The following is a 15,306-nucleotide window of genomic DNA, read 5'->3' on the forward strand; positions in this document are numbered from 1 at the left end:
TACCACGCACTCATGAGCAGCGGAATGAAAAAACTACAGTCTTGGCAGGCGACACCGCATCAGCAAGTTACCTCGCGGCTCCATCCCCCTTGCCATCCCGCCCCGCCCGCTGTATCACTCCGCCCATGAACACGACCCCGCGCCCCTCCGAGACCTCTTTCGCCCGCTTTGCGGCGGCGGCGTTCTCGCATGCGCGTCTCGGCGGTCTTCTTCTTCTCGCGCTTAGCGGCGATCGCCGGGCTCGTTGAGGAGCGTCCGGCGGTCGAAACCGCCGCGTGGCACTCCTGCTCCTCTCTCGACTTTACATTTTTTCCTGAATGCAACATGACGGCCTGAGGCCGGTCGATGTCGCGCTACACGCGGCTCCCGGGATTGGGCCAGGAAACGAGAGATACCAATGACCGCACATACCGCATCCGGACCGAAGGGCATGCCGAAGGCAGCCCAAAAGTACCACGCCTACCCGCAGGTGGACCTTTCCGACCGGACCTGGCCGTCCAAGCAGATCACCAAGGCGCCGATCTGGTGCTCGGTCGACCTGCGCGACGGCAACCAGTCGCTGATCAACCCGATGGGGCATGACCGCAAGGCGCGGATGTTCCAGCTGCTCCTGGACATGGGCTTCAAGGAAATCGAGATCGGGTTTCCCTCGGCCTCGCAGACCGATTTCGATTTTGCCCGCTGGTGCGTCGAACAGGGCGGGGTGCCCGATGACGTGTCGCTGCAGGTGCTGGTGCAGTGCCGGCCGGAACTGATCACGCGGACCTTCGAGGCGCTGGAAGGCGCCACACGGCCGATCGTGCATTTTTACAATTCGACGTCGGAGCTGCAGCGCCGGGTGGTGTTCGAAAAGGACGTCGCCGGCATCAAGCAGATCGCCGTCGATGCGGCGAAGATGGTCAGGGAGATGGCGGAGAAGGCAGGCGGCGGATACCGGTTCGAGTATTCCCCCGAGAGCTTTACCGGCACCGAGCTGGAAGTGGCGCTGGAGATCTGCAACGCCGTGGTCGAGGTGATGCAGCCGACCCCCGACAACAAGCTGATCCTGAACCTGCCATCGACGGTGGAGATGTCGACGCCGAACATCTATGCCGACCAGATCGAGTGGATGTGCCGCAACATCGACAATCGCGAGAACGTGCTGGTGTCGCTGCATCCGCACAATGACCGCGGCACCGGCATTGCCGCCACGGAACTGGGGTTGATGGCGGGCGCCGACCGGGTCGAGGGCACGCTGTTCGGCAATGGCGAGCGCACCGGCAATGTCGACGTGGTGGCGCTGGCGCTCAACATGTTCACGCAAGGGGTGGACCCTGAACTCGACTGTTCGGACATCGAGCGGATCAAGGCGGTGTTTGAATATTCCAACGAGATGAAGATCGGCGAGCGGCACCCTTACGTCGGTGAACTGGTCTACACCGCGTTTTCGGGCTCGCACCAGGACGCCATCAACAAGGGCATGAAGGCGATCCGCAAGGCCAACAAGCCGGACTGGGAAGTGCCCTACCTGCCGATCGACCCGCAGGATGTCGGCCGCTCCTACGAGGCGATCATCCGCATCAACTCGCAGTCGGGCAAGGGCGGCATCGCCTATATCCTGAAGGAGGATTACGGGCTCGACCTGCCGCGGGCATTGCAGGTGGAGTTCCGCGAGGAGATCCAGCGGATTACCGACGAGGAGGGCGTGGAGCTGCCGCCAAAGCGGATCTATGAGAGCTTCATGGAGCTCTATGTCAACCAGCCCGGCGCGCGGCTCGGCTTCGTCGATCACCACACCCACACGGACCCCAACAACAAGGGGATCAGGGTTGTCTCGGCGGAGATCACCGACAATGGCGAAACCAGGCGGATCGAAGGCCGCGGCACCGGGCCCATCGACGGCTTCGTCAACGCGCTTGCGACCTATCTCGGCATCGAGCTGACAGTGGCGAACTATTCCGAGCACTCGATGCAGCACGGCTCGAATGCGGCGGCGATCTGCTACATGCAGATGGAAACGCCGGCGGGCAAGCTCTATGGCGCGGGCGTCAACACCAACATCGTGGCGGCATCGCTCGAGGCGGTGATGTCGGCGGCCAACCGGGCGCTGGCAGCCAAGGGCTGAGATGGAACCCATTGACCGCTGCGCTTGGAGAGGCGCGGCGGTTTTTCGATGATCGAGGAGGAACGCGCCGTGACCGGACTTCACATGGACTTTTCAGGGCCTGACACCGGCACGCCGCTGGTGCTGCTGCACGGCTTTGGCGGCGACGGATCGGCCTGGGATGCGGTGAAGGCGGAACTGCCCGACACGGTGCGGGTGATCACGGTCGATCTGCCCGGCCATGGCGGCTCGCTGAATTCCGATGGCCGCGGCGGCGCCGGGCGGATGGCGAAGGCGATCCTGGCGGGGCTTGAGGCTGCGGGTGTCATGGCGTTCCATCTGGCAGGTCACTCGATGGGCGGGGCGGTGTCGGCGCTGATCGCCATGCGGGCGCCCGACCGGGTCAAGTCGCTGACGCTGGTGGCGCCGGGCGGCATTGCAAAAGAGATCAATGCGGATCTGCTGGCGCGTTACGCCAAGGCCACGACGGAGGCCGAGATCCGCGGCTGTCTCGACGAGATGTCGGCGCCGGATTTCGTGACACCCGAGGCGGTGATCGATCATTTCACTGCGGCACGCGCGAAACCGGGCCAGACCGAGGCGCTCGATGAGACCTACCGGGCGATGTTCCCCGACGGGCCGGAACAGGGGCAGGGGGTGCTGCCGGGCGAGGCGCTGGCGGCGCTCACGATGCCGGTTGCGGTGATCTGGGGCACCGGCGACACAGTGCTGCCGTGCCCGAAGCCATCGGCGCTGCCGGCGTCGTTTGCCTTCAACGTGCTGCCCGGTCTTGGCCACATGCTGCCCGAGGAAGCGCCGGATGCGGTGGTGCGGGTGCTGACGGAGGCGGTCGGCGGCGAGGGTTGAGGACCCCGAGGGGTTTGAAAACGCCGGAAAAGCAGGATTTGGCGTCTTTACCACGTCCACAATCGGGCGCTGCCGCATTGTCGCCATCAATGCCGGTCTGTGGTAAGGAGTTGTTAACCAATTCCCAGCCCCGATTCCGCCTGGATCCATGCCATGACCGACCGACCCAAGACGCCATCGAATGACCGCCGCCTGTCGGATATCGTTCGCGACGTGAAAATCTCTGCCGCCGACCGCACCGATGTGGTGGTCGACATGCGTGATGCCGACCGCGCCCGGCTGGAACTGCTGGCCGAGGAAATCCGGCCGGTACTGGCCGACATCGATCCTGACGACGACCGCTTCGACTTCGGCCTTTCCAAGGGGCTGCAGCCACGGCTGTGGATCGATGCGGTGGCGCATGTCCACATGGGCCATGACCGCAGGGTGTTCCGCTTTGTCCGCGACACGCGGCTTGGCCGGGTGATCATGTCCGATACCAGCGACATGGCAGCGACGGCGGATGCGGTCAGCCGCTATATCGCCGAACGGGTGATCGAGCGGGAACGGATCCTGGCGGGTGATTTCGAGGAACTGAAGGCCGGTGCCGCCGGGCACAAGAGCGCGGATGAAGCCGCCTCAGACGCTCCCGCCATGCCCCGGACCGAACCTGACAATGACGTCGAGACCTTGCGCAAGCCTGCGACGCCGCAGGCAAGCGAAGCTGCGCCGCAAGCGGCCAGGGCTGACCAGACCAGGCCGACCGAAACTTCCGTACCTGCGCGCACCGGCGGAGCCGGCCTGGTGCTTGGCACGTCCTGGTTCATTCTCGGCTGTGTGGCCGGTGCGGCCGCGCTGGTCGTGGCCTTCTGGGACCGGATTTCAGCCATGATCGGCTGAAGCCGATCATGGCCTGAAATCAAAGGTGACGGAGTGGCATCTGCGCGTGCAGCTGGCTGTGCTGCGGGCCAGAGCCTCTGCTTCGAAAACACACTCGCCGCAAATGCGCTATCTGATCGTTCCGGAGAAATTCCTTGCGCAACACGGGTTCCGGCTTTCGCAGGTGCGGCTGCAGCCTGATCAGCTGAGGCGTTCTTCGAGGGCAATGACGCTTGCCGGGTTTTCCGCGAAGCCGGGGCCGTCTTCGCCCAGCTGCATGCGGCGATGGATGGTCTCCCAATCGCCCGGGCCGCCGTCGATTTCGAAGATGTTGAAGCCGGCGAGCGGCTTGCGCCCGCCCGGTCCCTGGCTTGCCGAGGCTATGCCGACCACCGGCACCTCGCCATCACGGCCCTTGAGGTAATGCAGCGTGTCGAGATGGGTATGGCCGTGCAGCACCAGTTCGGCGCCATGCTTCCTGAGCATCTTGGCAAAGCGGGAGATACCGCGCATCCGCTTGTGCGCGGGGGCTGCGCCACGAACCGGCGGGTGGTGGATCAGCACGATCCGGTAGAGCCGGTCCTCACGGGCCTGCTCGAGCAACTTGCCGGCGGCGCGCGCTTGCTTGTGGCCAAAGTCGCCGGTGGCCATGAACGGCAGCGTGGCATTGGCCGTCGACAGCCCGATCAGCGCCACCGGGCCACGGCGGCGATAACTCGGGAACAGCGGTTGATCCGGCGCATAGGTGTCCGAGAGCAGCCAGGGCCGCCACTGGCTGGTCACCCTGGCAAGGGCGCCGGGCACATAGGCATCGTGATTGCCGGGCACCAGGGTGGTCTTGAGCGGATCGAAATGGGTCTCGAGCCAGAGCCGGGCGACCTCGATTTCCGTCCGGGTCGCGAGGTTGACCAGATCGCCGGTGATCGCCACATGGTCGGGCGCAGCCTCGCGCAAGCCGGTCAGCACATTCTCCAGCGTGTTGCCAAAAAGGTGCTTGCGGCGATTGCGATGCCAGTTCACATAACCGGTAATCCGCTTGGATGCGAGTTCTGCCAGCGTGACCCGCGGCAGCGGGCCGAGATGGATGTCGGAAATATGAGCAAGTCGGAACATGATGTGAGCAATAGCGATCCTGCCAGAGCGCCGCAAGCCGCGGATGAAAAAGCATCGCGGCCACCGGAAATGCGCAACTTGCGGGCGCGGCTGGTCACCAGGGTGGTGCACAGCTGGTTCGCTCTTGCCCGCGGAATGACGCTGGGCGTCCGCGCCGCGGCGTTCGACGAAGGGGGCCGCGTGTTCCTGGTGCGTCATTCCTATGTGCCGGGCTGGCACATGCCTGGCGGCGGTGTCGAGCGCGGCGAAACGCTCAAGGATGCGCTGGTCAAGGAACTCCGCGAGGAAGGCAATCTCGAGATGATCGGCCAGGCGGAGCTGTTCGCGGTCTATTTCAACAAGGGCACCAGCCGCCGCGATCACGTCGCCTTCTATCGCTGCACCGTTACTCAAACCGCGCCGAAACGTCCGGACAGGGAGATCATCGAAAGTGGCTTCTTTGCGCTCGATGCGCTGCCCGACGGGGTGACGCCCGCGACACGGCGGCGGCTTGAGGAGCTTGCGGGACGGATACCGGTCAGCGAAACCTGGTGAAGCGGCCTGATGTCGGAAACCGGACGATCCGGTCTCAAAAAACTGCTTGTCCGGCGAAAGCTGCTGACAGGATTTGACGTGACTTTGCCCCATCGCTCTTGAACACCCGGGTTTAGCGCTTAATTGTGAGCGACCTCGACTTTCGTCTATTGCGCCGCCAATGCTGCAGAATTCGCAGCGGCCGTTCATTTCCATTTTTTGAGAAGAAGATCATGGCAGCCATTCTTTCGGTGCAGAACTTATCCAAGCAGTATGACGGCGGCTTCCAGGCGCTGAAGAATGTCAATCTCGAGATCGACGAGGGCGAGATCCTGGCCCTGCTCGGGCCCAACGGGGCGGGCAAGACCACGCTGATCTCGATCATCTGCGGCCTTGTCAACGCCAGTTCCGGAACCGCGAAGGTCGGCGGCTTTGACGTGGTGGGCGACTTCCGGCAGGCGCGCTCGCTGATCGGCCTGGTGCCGCAGGAGATCGCGCTCGAGCCTTTCCAGACGGTGATCGACGCGCTGCGCTTCACCCGCGGGCTGTTCGGCAAGCGCAACGATCCGGCGCTGCTGCAGTCGATTCTCGAAAAACTGTCGCTGTGGGACAAGAAGGACGCCAAGACGATGGAGTTGTCGGGCGGCATGAAGCGCCGGGTGCTGATCGCCAAGGCCTTGTGCCACGAGCCGCGAGTGCTGTTCCTCGACGAGCCGACTGCGGGGGTCGACGTGGAATTGCGCAAGGAGATGTGGGACGTCGTCCGGCAGCTCAAGCAGGACGGCGTGACCATCATCCTGACTACCCATTACATCGAGGAAGCCGAGGCGATTGCCGACCGGGTCGGCGTGATCCGTGGCGGCGAACTGCTGCTGGTGGAAGAGAAGGAAAGGCTGATGCAGCGGATGGGCCAGCGCCAGTTGCGGGTCGAGCTGATGCAGGCTCTCGACGCCATTCCGGAAGCCTTGAGCCGGTATGATCTTGAGTATGCCGCCGACAGCCAGACACTGATCTATTCCTACGAGGCCAATGGCGAGCGCACGGGCATCGCGTCGCTGTTTGCCGATCTGAGCAAGGCCGGGATCGTCCTGCGGGATATCGAAACGAAGCAAAGCTCGCTCGAAGACATCTTCGTCGGACTGGTGGAGGACAAGGCATGAATTTCCAGGCGGTCAGATCCATCTACTCGTTCGAAATGGCGCGGTTCTTCCGCACCCTGTCGCAGAGCCTGATTTCTCCGGTGCTGTCGACCTCGCTCTATTTCATCGTCTTTGGCGCCGCGATCGGCTCGCGCATCGACGAGATCGACGGCGTCAGCTACGGCGCCTTCATCGTGCCGGGGCTGATCATGCTCTCGGTGCTGACCCAGAGCATTTCCAACGCCTCCTTCGGGATCTACTTCCCGAAGTTCCTCGGCTCAATCTACGAGCTGCATACCGCCCCGGTGTCGTTCGTCGAGATCGTGCTTGGTTATGTCGGGGCGGCTGCGACAAAATCCGCCCTGATCGGGCTGGTTATCCTGGCGACAGCGGAATTCTTTGTCGATTTCGAGATCCTGCACTGGGGCGCGATGCTGGCGTTCCTGGCGCTGACCTGCATCTCGTTCAGCCTGTTCGGCTTCATCATCGGCATCTGGTCGAAGAACTTTGAACAGTTGCAGATGGTGCCGCTGCTGGTGATCACACCGCTGGTGTTCCTGGGCGGCAGCTTCTACTCGATTTCGATGCTTCCGCCGTTCTGGCAGACCGTGACGCTGTTCAACCCGGTGGTCTACCTGATCTCTGGCTTCCGCTGGGCGTTTTACGGCACTTCCGACATCAATATCGGAATCAGCCTGATGATGATCGCCGTGTTCATGCTGATCTGCCTCGGCATCATCGGCTGGACCTTCAAGACCGGGTACAAGATCAAGACCTGATCGGGTACCCGGTCACGTCCGCGACGGCTCAGATGTCGCGGACGACGGTCTCGAGCATTTTGCGAACTTCACTGGCAACCGATGTCAGCCTGTCGTTGGCGACGGCCTGCATCGACGCGACCGGATCGACGGCGCTTATGCCGATATCGCCATTGCCGGTGTCGCGGATGATGACATTGCAGGGAAGCATGGCGCCGATGCGCGGCTCGATGCCGATCGCCAGGTGCGCCATCGATGGATTGCATGCGCCGAGAATGAGGTAGCTGGGCATGTAGACGTCGAGCTTCTTCTTCATGGTCGCTGCCACATCGATTTCGGTCAGCACCCCGAAGCCGTGATCCGCTAGTGCCTTGCGGGTGCGCTCGGTGACGTCCTCGAATGAAGCGTCACTGATTGCCCGGTCGATTGTGTAAGCCACGAGACTTCTCCTTTGGTGCCTGTCGTCAGGGTTTCAATTGATATGGTATTTCATATACGACATATCAACGTCCGGCCCTGACGGCAGGATGCAGGAGAGTGTCAGGCAGCCTTCGGCAGCGTCTCCCGGCCATGCGGCGCATCGAGATCAAGCGCCGGCCCGACAGGCACGATTCCGGTCGGATTGATGGTCTCGTGGCTGCCGTAATAATGGTTCTTGATGTGATCCATGTTCACGGTCCCGGCGATGCCCGGCATCTGGTAGAGTTCGCGCAGATAGCCCGAAAGCGCCGGATAATCGGCGATGCGGCGGATGTTGCACTTGAAGTGGCCGACATAGACCGGGTCGAAGCGGACCAGCGTTGTGAACAGACGCCAATCGGCTTCGGTCACCGAGTCGCCGGTCAGGTAGCGGTTGTGCCTGAGGCGTTTGTCCAGCATGTCGAGCGCATCGAAGAGTTCGGTGACGTGCTCCTTGTAGGCGTCCTGGGTGGTGGCAAAGCCTGCCTTGTAAACTCCGTTGTTGACCTTGTGATAAACAACCTCGTTGATGTCGTCGATTTCCCCGCGCAGAGCCACGGGGTAGTAGTCGGGCGCCGGCTTTGCAATTGCATTGAAAGCCGAGTTGAACATCCGGATGATTTCAGCGGATTCGTTGGAAACGACCGTGCCGGTCTTCTTGTCCCACAGCACAGGCACCGTGACCCTGCCCGAATAGTCCGGCTTGGCGGCAACATAGACCTGCCAGAGATAGTCGGCATTGCCGAGGTGATCGCTTGTGCCGCCGTCGCGCTCGTGAAACTCCCAGCCGTTCTTGCCCATGTAGGGATCGACGATCGAGACGGTGATCGCGTCTTCGAGACCCTTGAGCTTGCGGAAGATCAGCGTCCGGTGCGCCCAGGGACATGCCAGCGAGACATACAGATGGTAGCGGCCGGCTTCGGCCATATAGCCGCCTGTCCCGGACGGTCCGGGCGAACCATCGGCGGTGACCCAGTTGCGAAACGCCGATTCCGAGCGTTTGAAGTGTCCACCTGTTGATTTCGTGTCGTACCAGACGTCCTTCCAGACGCCATCTACCAGCATACCCATATCGTGTACTCCTTTGCCCAGTGACATAGGCCGTCGGGCTGCAAAAGCGAAGCATCGAGGGGTGAACGGTGCGTTTTGCATTGGACGACGGCAATTTGCTTTGCTATGGGCGAAGAGCGAAGAGGAAAACCGGATGCCTGCCACGGCCTTGCGACGACGCTGAACAGACTGCCAACGCGCTTGCCGCGCGATCCATCATGTCTTGTCGTCTCTTCCGGGTTTTTTCAATGTCCCTCCACGATCTTGTCTTTCTCACCGAAGACGCGTCTCATGACGCGGCCATCGATCTCATCAACGAAGAAGCCTTCGGTCCCGGCCGGTTCGTGCGCTCGTCCGAACGGGTGAGGGAACAGGGGCCGCATGACCGGCGGCTGTCTTTTGTCGGCAGCGACCGCGGCGAGGTCATCGCCTCTGTGCGGATGACGCCAATTCATGCAGGCTGCACGTCCGGTCATCTGCTCGGGCCGCTGGCGGTCCGTCCATCGCACAAGAACCTCGGCATCGGCCGGGAGCTGGTGCGCATTGCCCTTGCCGCCGCCGAGAGGGTTGGAAGCAACGTCGTGCTTCTGGTTGGCGATCCGCCTTATTACGCGCCGCTCGGCTTCAAGCCGACCAGGCCCGGTGCGCTGAGCATGCCGGGACCGTTCGACCCGCGGCGGCTGCTGGCGGCCTGCTACGGCGAAAACGACGCCACGGCGCTTGAAGGCGAGATCCGTCACCGCGACCTGGCCTGAGGCCCGGCGGCAGCCCATCCTGCTTTTCCACAGCCTTCCGGACGCTGCCGCCAACAGGGGGCTAGCATCGGGCAATCATGACGTGGTCGCTGTTTTGATGCCGGCCGTTGGGCGTTTTGAAGCCGACGGTTCGCCTGTCGCCGGGTCGCAAAGGTTGCACTGCAGCAAGAAGCGCCCTAAGTACACCACATGACTTATCTAGGCCAAAAAGCCGACGACCTGTCTTCTCCCGCACGTCCCTACGCCAAAATCTGCGTCATCGGTGCAGGGGCCTGGGGGACCGCACTGGCCTCCGTGGCGCGCCGCGCCGGCCGCACGACTTCCATCTGGGGACGAGACCGGGCGACGATCGATGCAATCAACAGCCGAAACGAAAATCCGCGCTACCTGCCCGGTATCGCGCTGCCCGAAGGCTTGCGCGCGACCACCAACATTGCCGAAGCGCTGGCGGGTGCGGAGGCGGTGCTGCTGGTGACGCCTTCTCGGACCTTGCGCGACATCTGCACACAGATGCGTCCGCATCTGGCGGATGGCGTGCCGATCGCGCTTTGTGCCAAGGGGATCGAGGCGGGAACCGGCTACCTGCTCAGCGAAGTTGCGTCCGAAATGCTGCCCGGTCACCGGATCGGGGCGCTCTCCGGACCGACCTTTGCGACCGAGACCGCGCTTGGTCACCTGACCGCGGCGACGATTGCGTTTCAGTTTTCCTACGCGGATCGGCTCGACATGGCTTCCAGCCCGGCAGCGAGGCTGGCGCTATCGATGGGGTCCGAGTATTTCCGACCCTACATATCGGATGATCTTGTTGGCGTGGAAGTGAGCGGCGCGGTCAAGAACGTCATCGCCATTGCTTGCGGCATGATGACAGGCGCAGGCTATGCGGAGAACACCAGGGCGGCGCTGATCGTGCGCGGTATGGACGAGATCAAGACGCTTGCCGATGTGTTCGGCGGGCGCCGCGAGACGGTGACCGGGCTTGCCGGCGCGGGCGACCTGACCCTGACCTGCTCGTCGCAGACCTCGCGCAACATGTCGCTTGGCGTGCAGCTCGGAAAAGGCATTGCGCGCGACCGGTGCTTCGACGGCAAGCCGGTGGTGGTGGAAGGTGAAGTCAATTCGGTGTCGGTGATGGACCTTGCGCGCCGGATGAACATCCACATGCCGATCTGCGAATGCGTATACCGGATTTTGCACCAGGGTTCGGATGTCCGGGAGACCTTCGCCGAGTACTGGTCGCGCCCGATCGAGGGAGAGCGGCGCGGCCTTGCGATTTCCCTGGATCATCCTATCGCCATTGCAACAGGGACCACCCAATGAACCTCATTTCCCCGAAGGCCGGCGCCCTCAAGGACCGGCAATTCGTGCTGGCCACCGATCTCGACGGCACATTTCTTGGCGGCAGCGATGCAGACCGCCGCAAGCTCTATGACTGGATCGAGGCCAATCGCGAGACCATCGGCCTGATTTTTGTGACCGGCCGCGATCCCGAATTCATCGGCGAGCTGTGCTCCACACAGGGAGTGCCCTGGCCCGAATATGCGGTGGGGGACGTGGGCACGACGATCGCCACGGTTTCACCGTCGGACGGGGTGTCGCCGATCCTGCATCTCGAAGAGGAGATCGCGGCGCGCTGGGGCGACGCGGGTGACGCGGTGCGTTCGCGGCTCGATAACCACCCGGGGCTGAAGCTGCAGCCGACCGGTTTCCGTTACCGGGTCAGTTATGACCTTGATCACGCTGCATTCGATCGCTCCGCCTGCTCGATCATCGAGGAGATGGGGCATCAGTGGCTGATCTCCGACAACCGGTTTTTCGATGTCCTGCCCGATGGCGTGAGCAAGGGGCCGTCGCTGCGCAGGCTGGTGGATTATCTGGAGATCGATCCCGTCCGGGTCCTGTGTGCCGGTGATACGCTCAACGATCTTTCGATGCTCGAATGCGGTCTTCCGGCGGTCGCTGTAGGAAATTCGGAACCTTCTCTGGTCGAGCGCGTTGCTCACCTTGAGCACCTTCATATGGCGCAGGCGCACGGCGCGGCGGGCATACTGGAGGCTATTCGTGCGTTCGACATGCACGATCTACCAAAAGGATACTGACTCCATGGCCAGCGATCTTGTCATCGTTTATCACCGTCAACCCTACGAGGAAGTCGAAGAAAACGGAAAGATCGTTTTCAAGGAAAACAAGAGCCCGAACGGCATCGTCCCGACCCTGAAAGGGTTTTTCGGGCGGGTCGACAAGGGCGCCTGGGTTGCCTGGAAACTGGCCGAAGACGCCGCCAATCCGGATTTCGAACGGGTCATCGAGATCGAGGACAGCTACGGAAAATACTCCGTTACCCGGTTGCCGCTGACGCCTGACCAGGTATCAAGTTTCTATCACATCACCTCGAAGGAAGCGTTCTGGCCGATCCTGCACTCTTTCAAGGAACGCTACAATTACGACCCGGTGGACTGGCCGACCTTCCGCGAAGTGAACTGGGCCTTTGCCGAGGCTGCAGCCGCGGAAGCAGCGCCCGGTGCCGCTGTCTGGGTGCACGACTACAATCTCTGGCTGGTTCCGGGTTATCTGCGCACGCTGCGGCCTGACGTGAAGATCTCGTTCTTCCATCACACGCCGTTCCCGGCGGCCGACATGTTCAACGTGCTGCCGTGGCGGCGCGAGATCGTCGAAAGCCTGCTGGCCTGCGACGTGATCGGCTTCCACATCCCGCGCTATGCGGTGAATTTTGTCCATGTGGCGCAAAGCCTGCTCGAGGTCGGCTCGGTCGTCCGCAAGGACGTCAACCCGGATTTCATCTGGGAAGGAACCGCGTTGTCGGACCGGCGGGTTCCCGAATCCGTGCTCTACCAGGGCCGCAGGATCAGGATTTCCTGCGCGCCGGTGGGGATCGACTGGGACTTTATCCAGGACCTTGCAGCCTCCGAGCCGACCCGCGAGGACGCCAGCGCCATCCGCTCGGAACTGGGAGATTGCAAGCTGATCCTCTCGGTCGGGCGAACCGATTACACCAAGGGTGGCGTCCAGCAACTGGAGAGTTACGAGAGGCTGCTGCAGACCCATCCGGAACTGCATGGCAAGGTCCGGCTGATGCATGTCTCGGTCGGCGCCAACCGCAACATGGCGGCCTACGAGGAAATCCAGAGCGAGATCGAGCAGATGGCGGGCCGCATCAACGGCACCTTCGGTTCCTTCGAATGGCAGCCGGTGGCGCTGATATCCTCAGCCGTTCCGTTCAAGGACCTGATTGCCTACTATCAGACCGCCGATGTCTGCTGGATCACGCCGCTGGCCGACGGCATGAACCTGGTCTGCAAGGAGTATGCGGCAGCGCGCACGGACGGGGACGGTGTTCTGGTGCTCTCGGAGTTTGCCGGAGCGGCGGTTGAACTGTCTTCGGCGGTGATCACCAATCCGTTCTCGCACCGATCGATGGACATGGCGATCGAACAGGCACTTGCGATGCCTGAGGAAGAACGCCGGCAGCGCATGGCAATGATGCGCGAAACCGTCAAGCGCTACGGTATCAAGGCCTGGGCCGAAGACCAGATGAGCTATTTCACCGAAGACGAGACGCTCCCCGCCGCGGAATAATCCGAGCAAGTCACAGACACGGGAAGCCCGGGAGCAGGGGTCATCGCGCGGCTCAGCGGCCCTCGCGGAACCAGGTCGCGCCAAGCGCCAGGATCATCAGCGCAAGTCCCAGGAAACCACCGAACAGCGGCACCGAGCGCACGCCCTTGAGCACGCTTTCGTTGCTGGCGCGCAAGCCCATGCGTTCGCCGGCGTCGATCCGCGCTGATCGCGTTGGCAGGATCTGCGGCAAGTTGCTGGCGGTGGCATTGACGCGTGTCGTCAGGCCGCCGGTTTCTGCCGAGACAGGAGCGATGACGTCAGTGGTCGAGACGGTTGCACGGAACTCGGGTGCGTCGACCGCCCCGACATGGGCGAGCGCACGCAGATCTCCGGAGGTGACTTCGACAAGACCCGGCTGGTCGAGCGCCAGCTCCGAGCGGAACAGTCCGTCCCCTGCGGGCGCCAGAATGACCTCGCGGGTTTCGCCTGAGGGCAGTTCGATGGTGGCGGGGTCCGTCGTGTCGCTCATGGTCTGGCGCTCGATGACCAAGGTGCGGCCATTGGCGGTGGCGCGCAGTGCCTCTTCCTCAAGCGAGGGTTCCTTCATCAGCCAGTGGGCAATGCGGCGATAAAGAGCGACATGCGGGCCGCCGCCTTCAAAGCCTCGGGCCCAAAGCCAGCCGTGATCGGACAGGAGCATCGCCACCCGGCCTTCACCGTAGCGGTTGAGGACCAACAGCGGCTCGTTGGCAGCGCCGCGCATGACCACATCGCCGGCTGTGTCGCCGACGCTAACCGTACGGAACCAGCGGCCCCAATCCGGCGGCTCGCTCAAGGCTCCGGGCAGGGTTCGGGTGACCGGATGACGACGGCCATTATCCGACAGCCGCGGATAATAACCTGCCTCGGTGACCGCGCCGGTCGGCACTGCCGGAAGCGCGGGCGCCAGCGGCGTTTCGGCAATCGATTCCACACCGGCCAGCTCCGGACCTGCGGCCACGAGCAGGGCGCCGCCGTCTTCGACATAGCGGGCGATGTAGTCATAGTAGAGCACCGGCAGAACGCCGCGGTTCTGGTAGCGGTCAAAGATGATCAGGTCGAACTCGTCGATCTTCTCGACAAACAGCTCACGGGTCGGGAAGGCGATCAGAGAGAGTTCGGAGATCGGAGTGCCGTCCTGTTTTTCGGGCGGGCGCAGGATGGTGAAATGCACCAGATCGACGGAGGCATCGGACTTCAGCAGGTTTCGCCAGGCACGTTCGCCCGAATGCGGCGCGCCGGAGACCAGCAGCACGCGCAGGTTCTCGCGAATCCCCTCGATCAGCGTGACCGTGTGGTTGTTGGCGGTGGTGACCTCGCCGTCGAGCTCGTCGACGGAGAACTCGACGATGTTCTCGCCGCCCCGGGGCAGATTGAGATAAAACGGTGTTTCCTCACCGGCGACGGCGGTTTCGGTTGCGATCTCGTCGCCATTGACCCGGACGGTGACATTCACCGGCCCGCCTACTGATGCGGCGCCATCCTCGCTGACGCGGTAGACGATTTCCTGGTCTTCACCGACGATGCCGAAGCGCGGGCTGCGGACGATGTCGACCCGGCGATCTCTCTCGTCTGGTTCGCCGACGATCAGGCCGTGCAGCGGTGCGTCCAGACCGAGAGCGGAGAGCGATCCGGGAACGTCATGGACCTGCCCGTCGGTGATCATCACAGCGCCGGCAAGGCGCGAGCTCGGAACATCGCGGATGCCGGACGCCAGCGCCTCGAACAGGCGGGTCGAGGGTGACTGCGCATCCGGATCGGTGACGGCCTCGATAATGCGGGTTTCGAAGGCCGGGTAGCGCGCGATCCGCTCGGTCAGCGCCTTCAGCGCCGCGTCGGTGCGGGCGGTGCGGTCGCCGCTCATCTGGCTGGGGCTGCGGTCAACGACGATGGCGACCACGCTGGTCACGGCTTCGCGGTCCTCGAAATTGGCGACCGGATTGGCAAGCGCAAGCACCAGCGCAGCGAGCGCCAGCGCACGTATCACCGCTCCCCGCATGCGCTTGGCAACGGCCCAGCCGATCAGCAGAAGGGCTATGACGGCAATTGCCAGGAGCGCCGGAATCGGCAGGAACGGATCAAATGCCAAGCTCATC

General features: G+C 63.0%; 14 protein-coding genes. 10 read left to right on the plus strand and 4 right to left on the minus strand.

The window, feature by feature from the left end:
- The first annotated feature begins 397 nt into the window (after positions 1–397).
- The 3 genes from leuA to SPHINGO391_RS04440 all read left to right on the plus strand — a co-directional run bounded on the left by leuA (position 398) and on the right by SPHINGO391_RS04440 (position 3,829).
- Positions 398–2,104: a 2-isopropylmalate synthase gene (leuA, locus tag SPHINGO391_RS04430; protein WP_152007688.1), complete on the plus strand. Its 1,707-nt coding sequence runs from the start codon at positions 398–400 to the stop codon at positions 2,102–2,104.
- A gap of 69 nt (positions 2,105–2,173) precedes the next feature.
- Complete coding sequence (locus SPHINGO391_RS04435) at positions 2,174–2,950, plus strand: alpha/beta fold hydrolase (protein ID WP_193217185.1); 777 nt, start codon at positions 2,174–2,176, stop codon at positions 2,948–2,950.
- A gap of 153 nt (positions 2,951–3,103) precedes the next feature.
- On the plus strand, positions 3,104–3,829 hold the full coding sequence (locus tag SPHINGO391_RS04440; protein WP_152007690.1) for a hypothetical protein: 726 nt from the start codon (positions 3,104–3,106) through the stop codon (positions 3,827–3,829).
- A gap of 180 nt (positions 3,830–4,009) precedes the next feature.
- Here the strand turns inward: SPHINGO391_RS04440 and SPHINGO391_RS04445 are convergent, their stop codons facing one another.
- On the minus strand, positions 4,010–4,921 hold the full coding sequence (locus tag SPHINGO391_RS04445) for a metallophosphoesterase (protein ID WP_152007691.1): 912 nt from the start codon (positions 4,919–4,921) through the stop codon (positions 4,010–4,012).
- A gap of 69 nt (positions 4,922–4,990) precedes the next feature.
- Here SPHINGO391_RS04445 and SPHINGO391_RS04450 point away from each other — a divergent pair, with 69 nt between their 5' ends.
- The 3 genes from SPHINGO391_RS04450 (at position 4,991) to SPHINGO391_RS04460 (ending at position 7,352) form a co-directional block, all read left to right on the plus strand.
- Positions 4,991–5,455, plus strand: a complete 465-nt coding sequence (locus SPHINGO391_RS04450) for an NUDIX domain-containing protein (protein WP_244615368.1) — start codon at positions 4,991–4,993, stop codon at positions 5,453–5,455.
- A gap of 212 nt (positions 5,456–5,667) precedes the next feature.
- On the plus strand, positions 5,668–6,594 hold the full coding sequence (locus SPHINGO391_RS04455) for an ABC transporter ATP-binding protein (RefSeq protein ID WP_152007693.1): 927 nt from the start codon (positions 5,668–5,670) through the stop codon (positions 6,592–6,594).
- Positions 6,591–7,352, plus strand: a complete 762-nt coding sequence (locus SPHINGO391_RS04460) for an ABC transporter permease (protein ID WP_152007694.1) — start codon at positions 6,591–6,593, stop codon at positions 7,350–7,352. Before SPHINGO391_RS04455 ends, SPHINGO391_RS04460 begins: the two co-directional genes overlap by 4 nt.
- 28 nt (positions 7,353–7,380) lie before the next feature.
- Here SPHINGO391_RS04460 and SPHINGO391_RS04465 read toward each other — a convergent pair whose 3' ends face one another.
- Both SPHINGO391_RS04465 and SPHINGO391_RS04470 read right to left on the minus strand, forming a co-directional pair.
- Positions 7,381–7,770 carry a DUF302 domain-containing protein gene (locus SPHINGO391_RS04465; protein ID WP_152007695.1) on the minus strand — a complete coding sequence of 130 codons (390 nt, stop codon included), beginning with the start codon at positions 7,768–7,770 and terminating at the stop codon, positions 7,381–7,383.
- A gap of 101 nt (positions 7,771–7,871) precedes the next feature.
- A complete protein-coding gene (locus SPHINGO391_RS04470) occupies positions 7,872–8,861 on the minus strand; it encodes a glutathione S-transferase family protein (protein ID WP_152007696.1) in 990 nt (329 codons plus the stop codon).
- A gap of 227 nt (positions 8,862–9,088) precedes the next feature.
- Between SPHINGO391_RS04470 and SPHINGO391_RS04475 the strand changes: the two genes are divergently transcribed.
- The 4 genes from SPHINGO391_RS04475 to ggpS all read left to right on the plus strand — a co-directional run bounded on the left by SPHINGO391_RS04475 (position 9,089) and on the right by ggpS (position 13,189).
- Complete coding sequence (locus tag SPHINGO391_RS04475; RefSeq protein WP_152007697.1) at positions 9,089–9,595, plus strand: N-acetyltransferase; 507 nt, start codon at positions 9,089–9,091, stop codon at positions 9,593–9,595.
- A gap of 189 nt (positions 9,596–9,784) precedes the next feature.
- Positions 9,785–10,912, plus strand: a complete 1,128-nt coding sequence (locus SPHINGO391_RS04480) for an NAD(P)H-dependent glycerol-3-phosphate dehydrogenase (RefSeq protein ID WP_152007698.1) — start codon at positions 9,785–9,787, stop codon at positions 10,910–10,912.
- Positions 10,909–11,691 carry an HAD family hydrolase gene (locus SPHINGO391_RS04485; protein ID WP_152007699.1) on the plus strand — a complete coding sequence of 261 codons (783 nt, stop codon included), beginning with the start codon at positions 10,909–10,911 and terminating at the stop codon, positions 11,689–11,691. Before SPHINGO391_RS04480 ends, SPHINGO391_RS04485 begins: the two co-directional genes overlap by 4 nt.
- A 4-nt stretch (positions 11,692–11,695) precedes the next feature.
- Positions 11,696–13,189 (plus strand): glucosylglycerol-phosphate synthase, encoded by a 1,494-nt coding sequence (gene ggpS, locus SPHINGO391_RS04490; protein WP_152007700.1) that lies wholly within the window; start codon positions 11,696–11,698, stop codon positions 13,187–13,189.
- Positions 13,190–13,241: 52 nt separating this feature from the next.
- Here the strand turns inward: ggpS and SPHINGO391_RS04495 are convergent, their stop codons facing one another.
- On the minus strand, positions 13,242–15,305 hold the full coding sequence (locus SPHINGO391_RS04495; protein WP_152007701.1) for a hypothetical protein: 2,064 nt from the start codon (positions 15,303–15,305) through the stop codon (positions 13,242–13,244).
- Between the last annotated feature and the right edge of the window lies 1 nt (position 15,306).

It is taken from the genome of Hoeflea sp. EC-HK425 (assembly GCF_902498795.1).
Lineage (GTDB): Bacteria > Pseudomonadota > Alphaproteobacteria > Rhizobiales > Rhizobiaceae > Hoeflea > Hoeflea alexandrii.

Excerpts from the sequence above, each read along its gene's own strand:
- leuA (WP_152007688.1), top strand. The coding sequence starts at position 398 with ATGACCGCACATACCGCATCCGGACCGAAGGGCATGCCGAAGGCAGCC.
- SPHINGO391_RS04440 (WP_152007690.1), top strand. The coding sequence starts at position 3,104 with ATGACCGACCGACCCAAGACGCCATCGAATGACCGCCGCCTGTCGGAT.
- SPHINGO391_RS04445 (WP_152007691.1), bottom strand. The coding sequence starts at position 4,921 with ATGTTCCGACTTGCTCATATTTCCGACATCCATCTCGGCCCGCTGCCG.
- SPHINGO391_RS04450 (WP_244615368.1), top strand. The coding sequence starts at position 4,991 with ATGCGCAACTTGCGGGCGCGGCTGGTCACCAGGGTGGTGCACAGCTGG.
- SPHINGO391_RS04455 (WP_152007693.1), top strand. The coding sequence starts at position 5,668 with ATGGCAGCCATTCTTTCGGTGCAGAACTTATCCAAGCAGTATGACGGC.
- SPHINGO391_RS04460 (WP_152007694.1), top strand. The coding sequence starts at position 6,591 with ATGAATTTCCAGGCGGTCAGATCCATCTACTCGTTCGAAATGGCGCGG.
- SPHINGO391_RS04470 (WP_152007696.1), bottom strand. The coding sequence starts at position 8,861 with ATGGGTATGCTGGTAGATGGCGTCTGGAAGGACGTCTGGTACGACACG.
- SPHINGO391_RS04475 (WP_152007697.1), top strand. The coding sequence starts at position 9,089 with ATGTCCCTCCACGATCTTGTCTTTCTCACCGAAGACGCGTCTCATGAC.
- SPHINGO391_RS04480 (WP_152007698.1), top strand. The coding sequence starts at position 9,785 with ATGACTTATCTAGGCCAAAAAGCCGACGACCTGTCTTCTCCCGCACGT.
- SPHINGO391_RS04485 (WP_152007699.1), top strand. The coding sequence starts at position 10,909 with ATGAACCTCATTTCCCCGAAGGCCGGCGCCCTCAAGGACCGGCAATTC.
- ggpS (WP_152007700.1), top strand. The coding sequence starts at position 11,696 with ATGGCCAGCGATCTTGTCATCGTTTATCACCGTCAACCCTACGAGGAA.
- SPHINGO391_RS04495 (WP_152007701.1), bottom strand. The coding sequence starts at position 15,305 with ATGAGCTTGGCATTTGATCCGTTCCTGCCGATTCCGGCGCTCCTGGCA.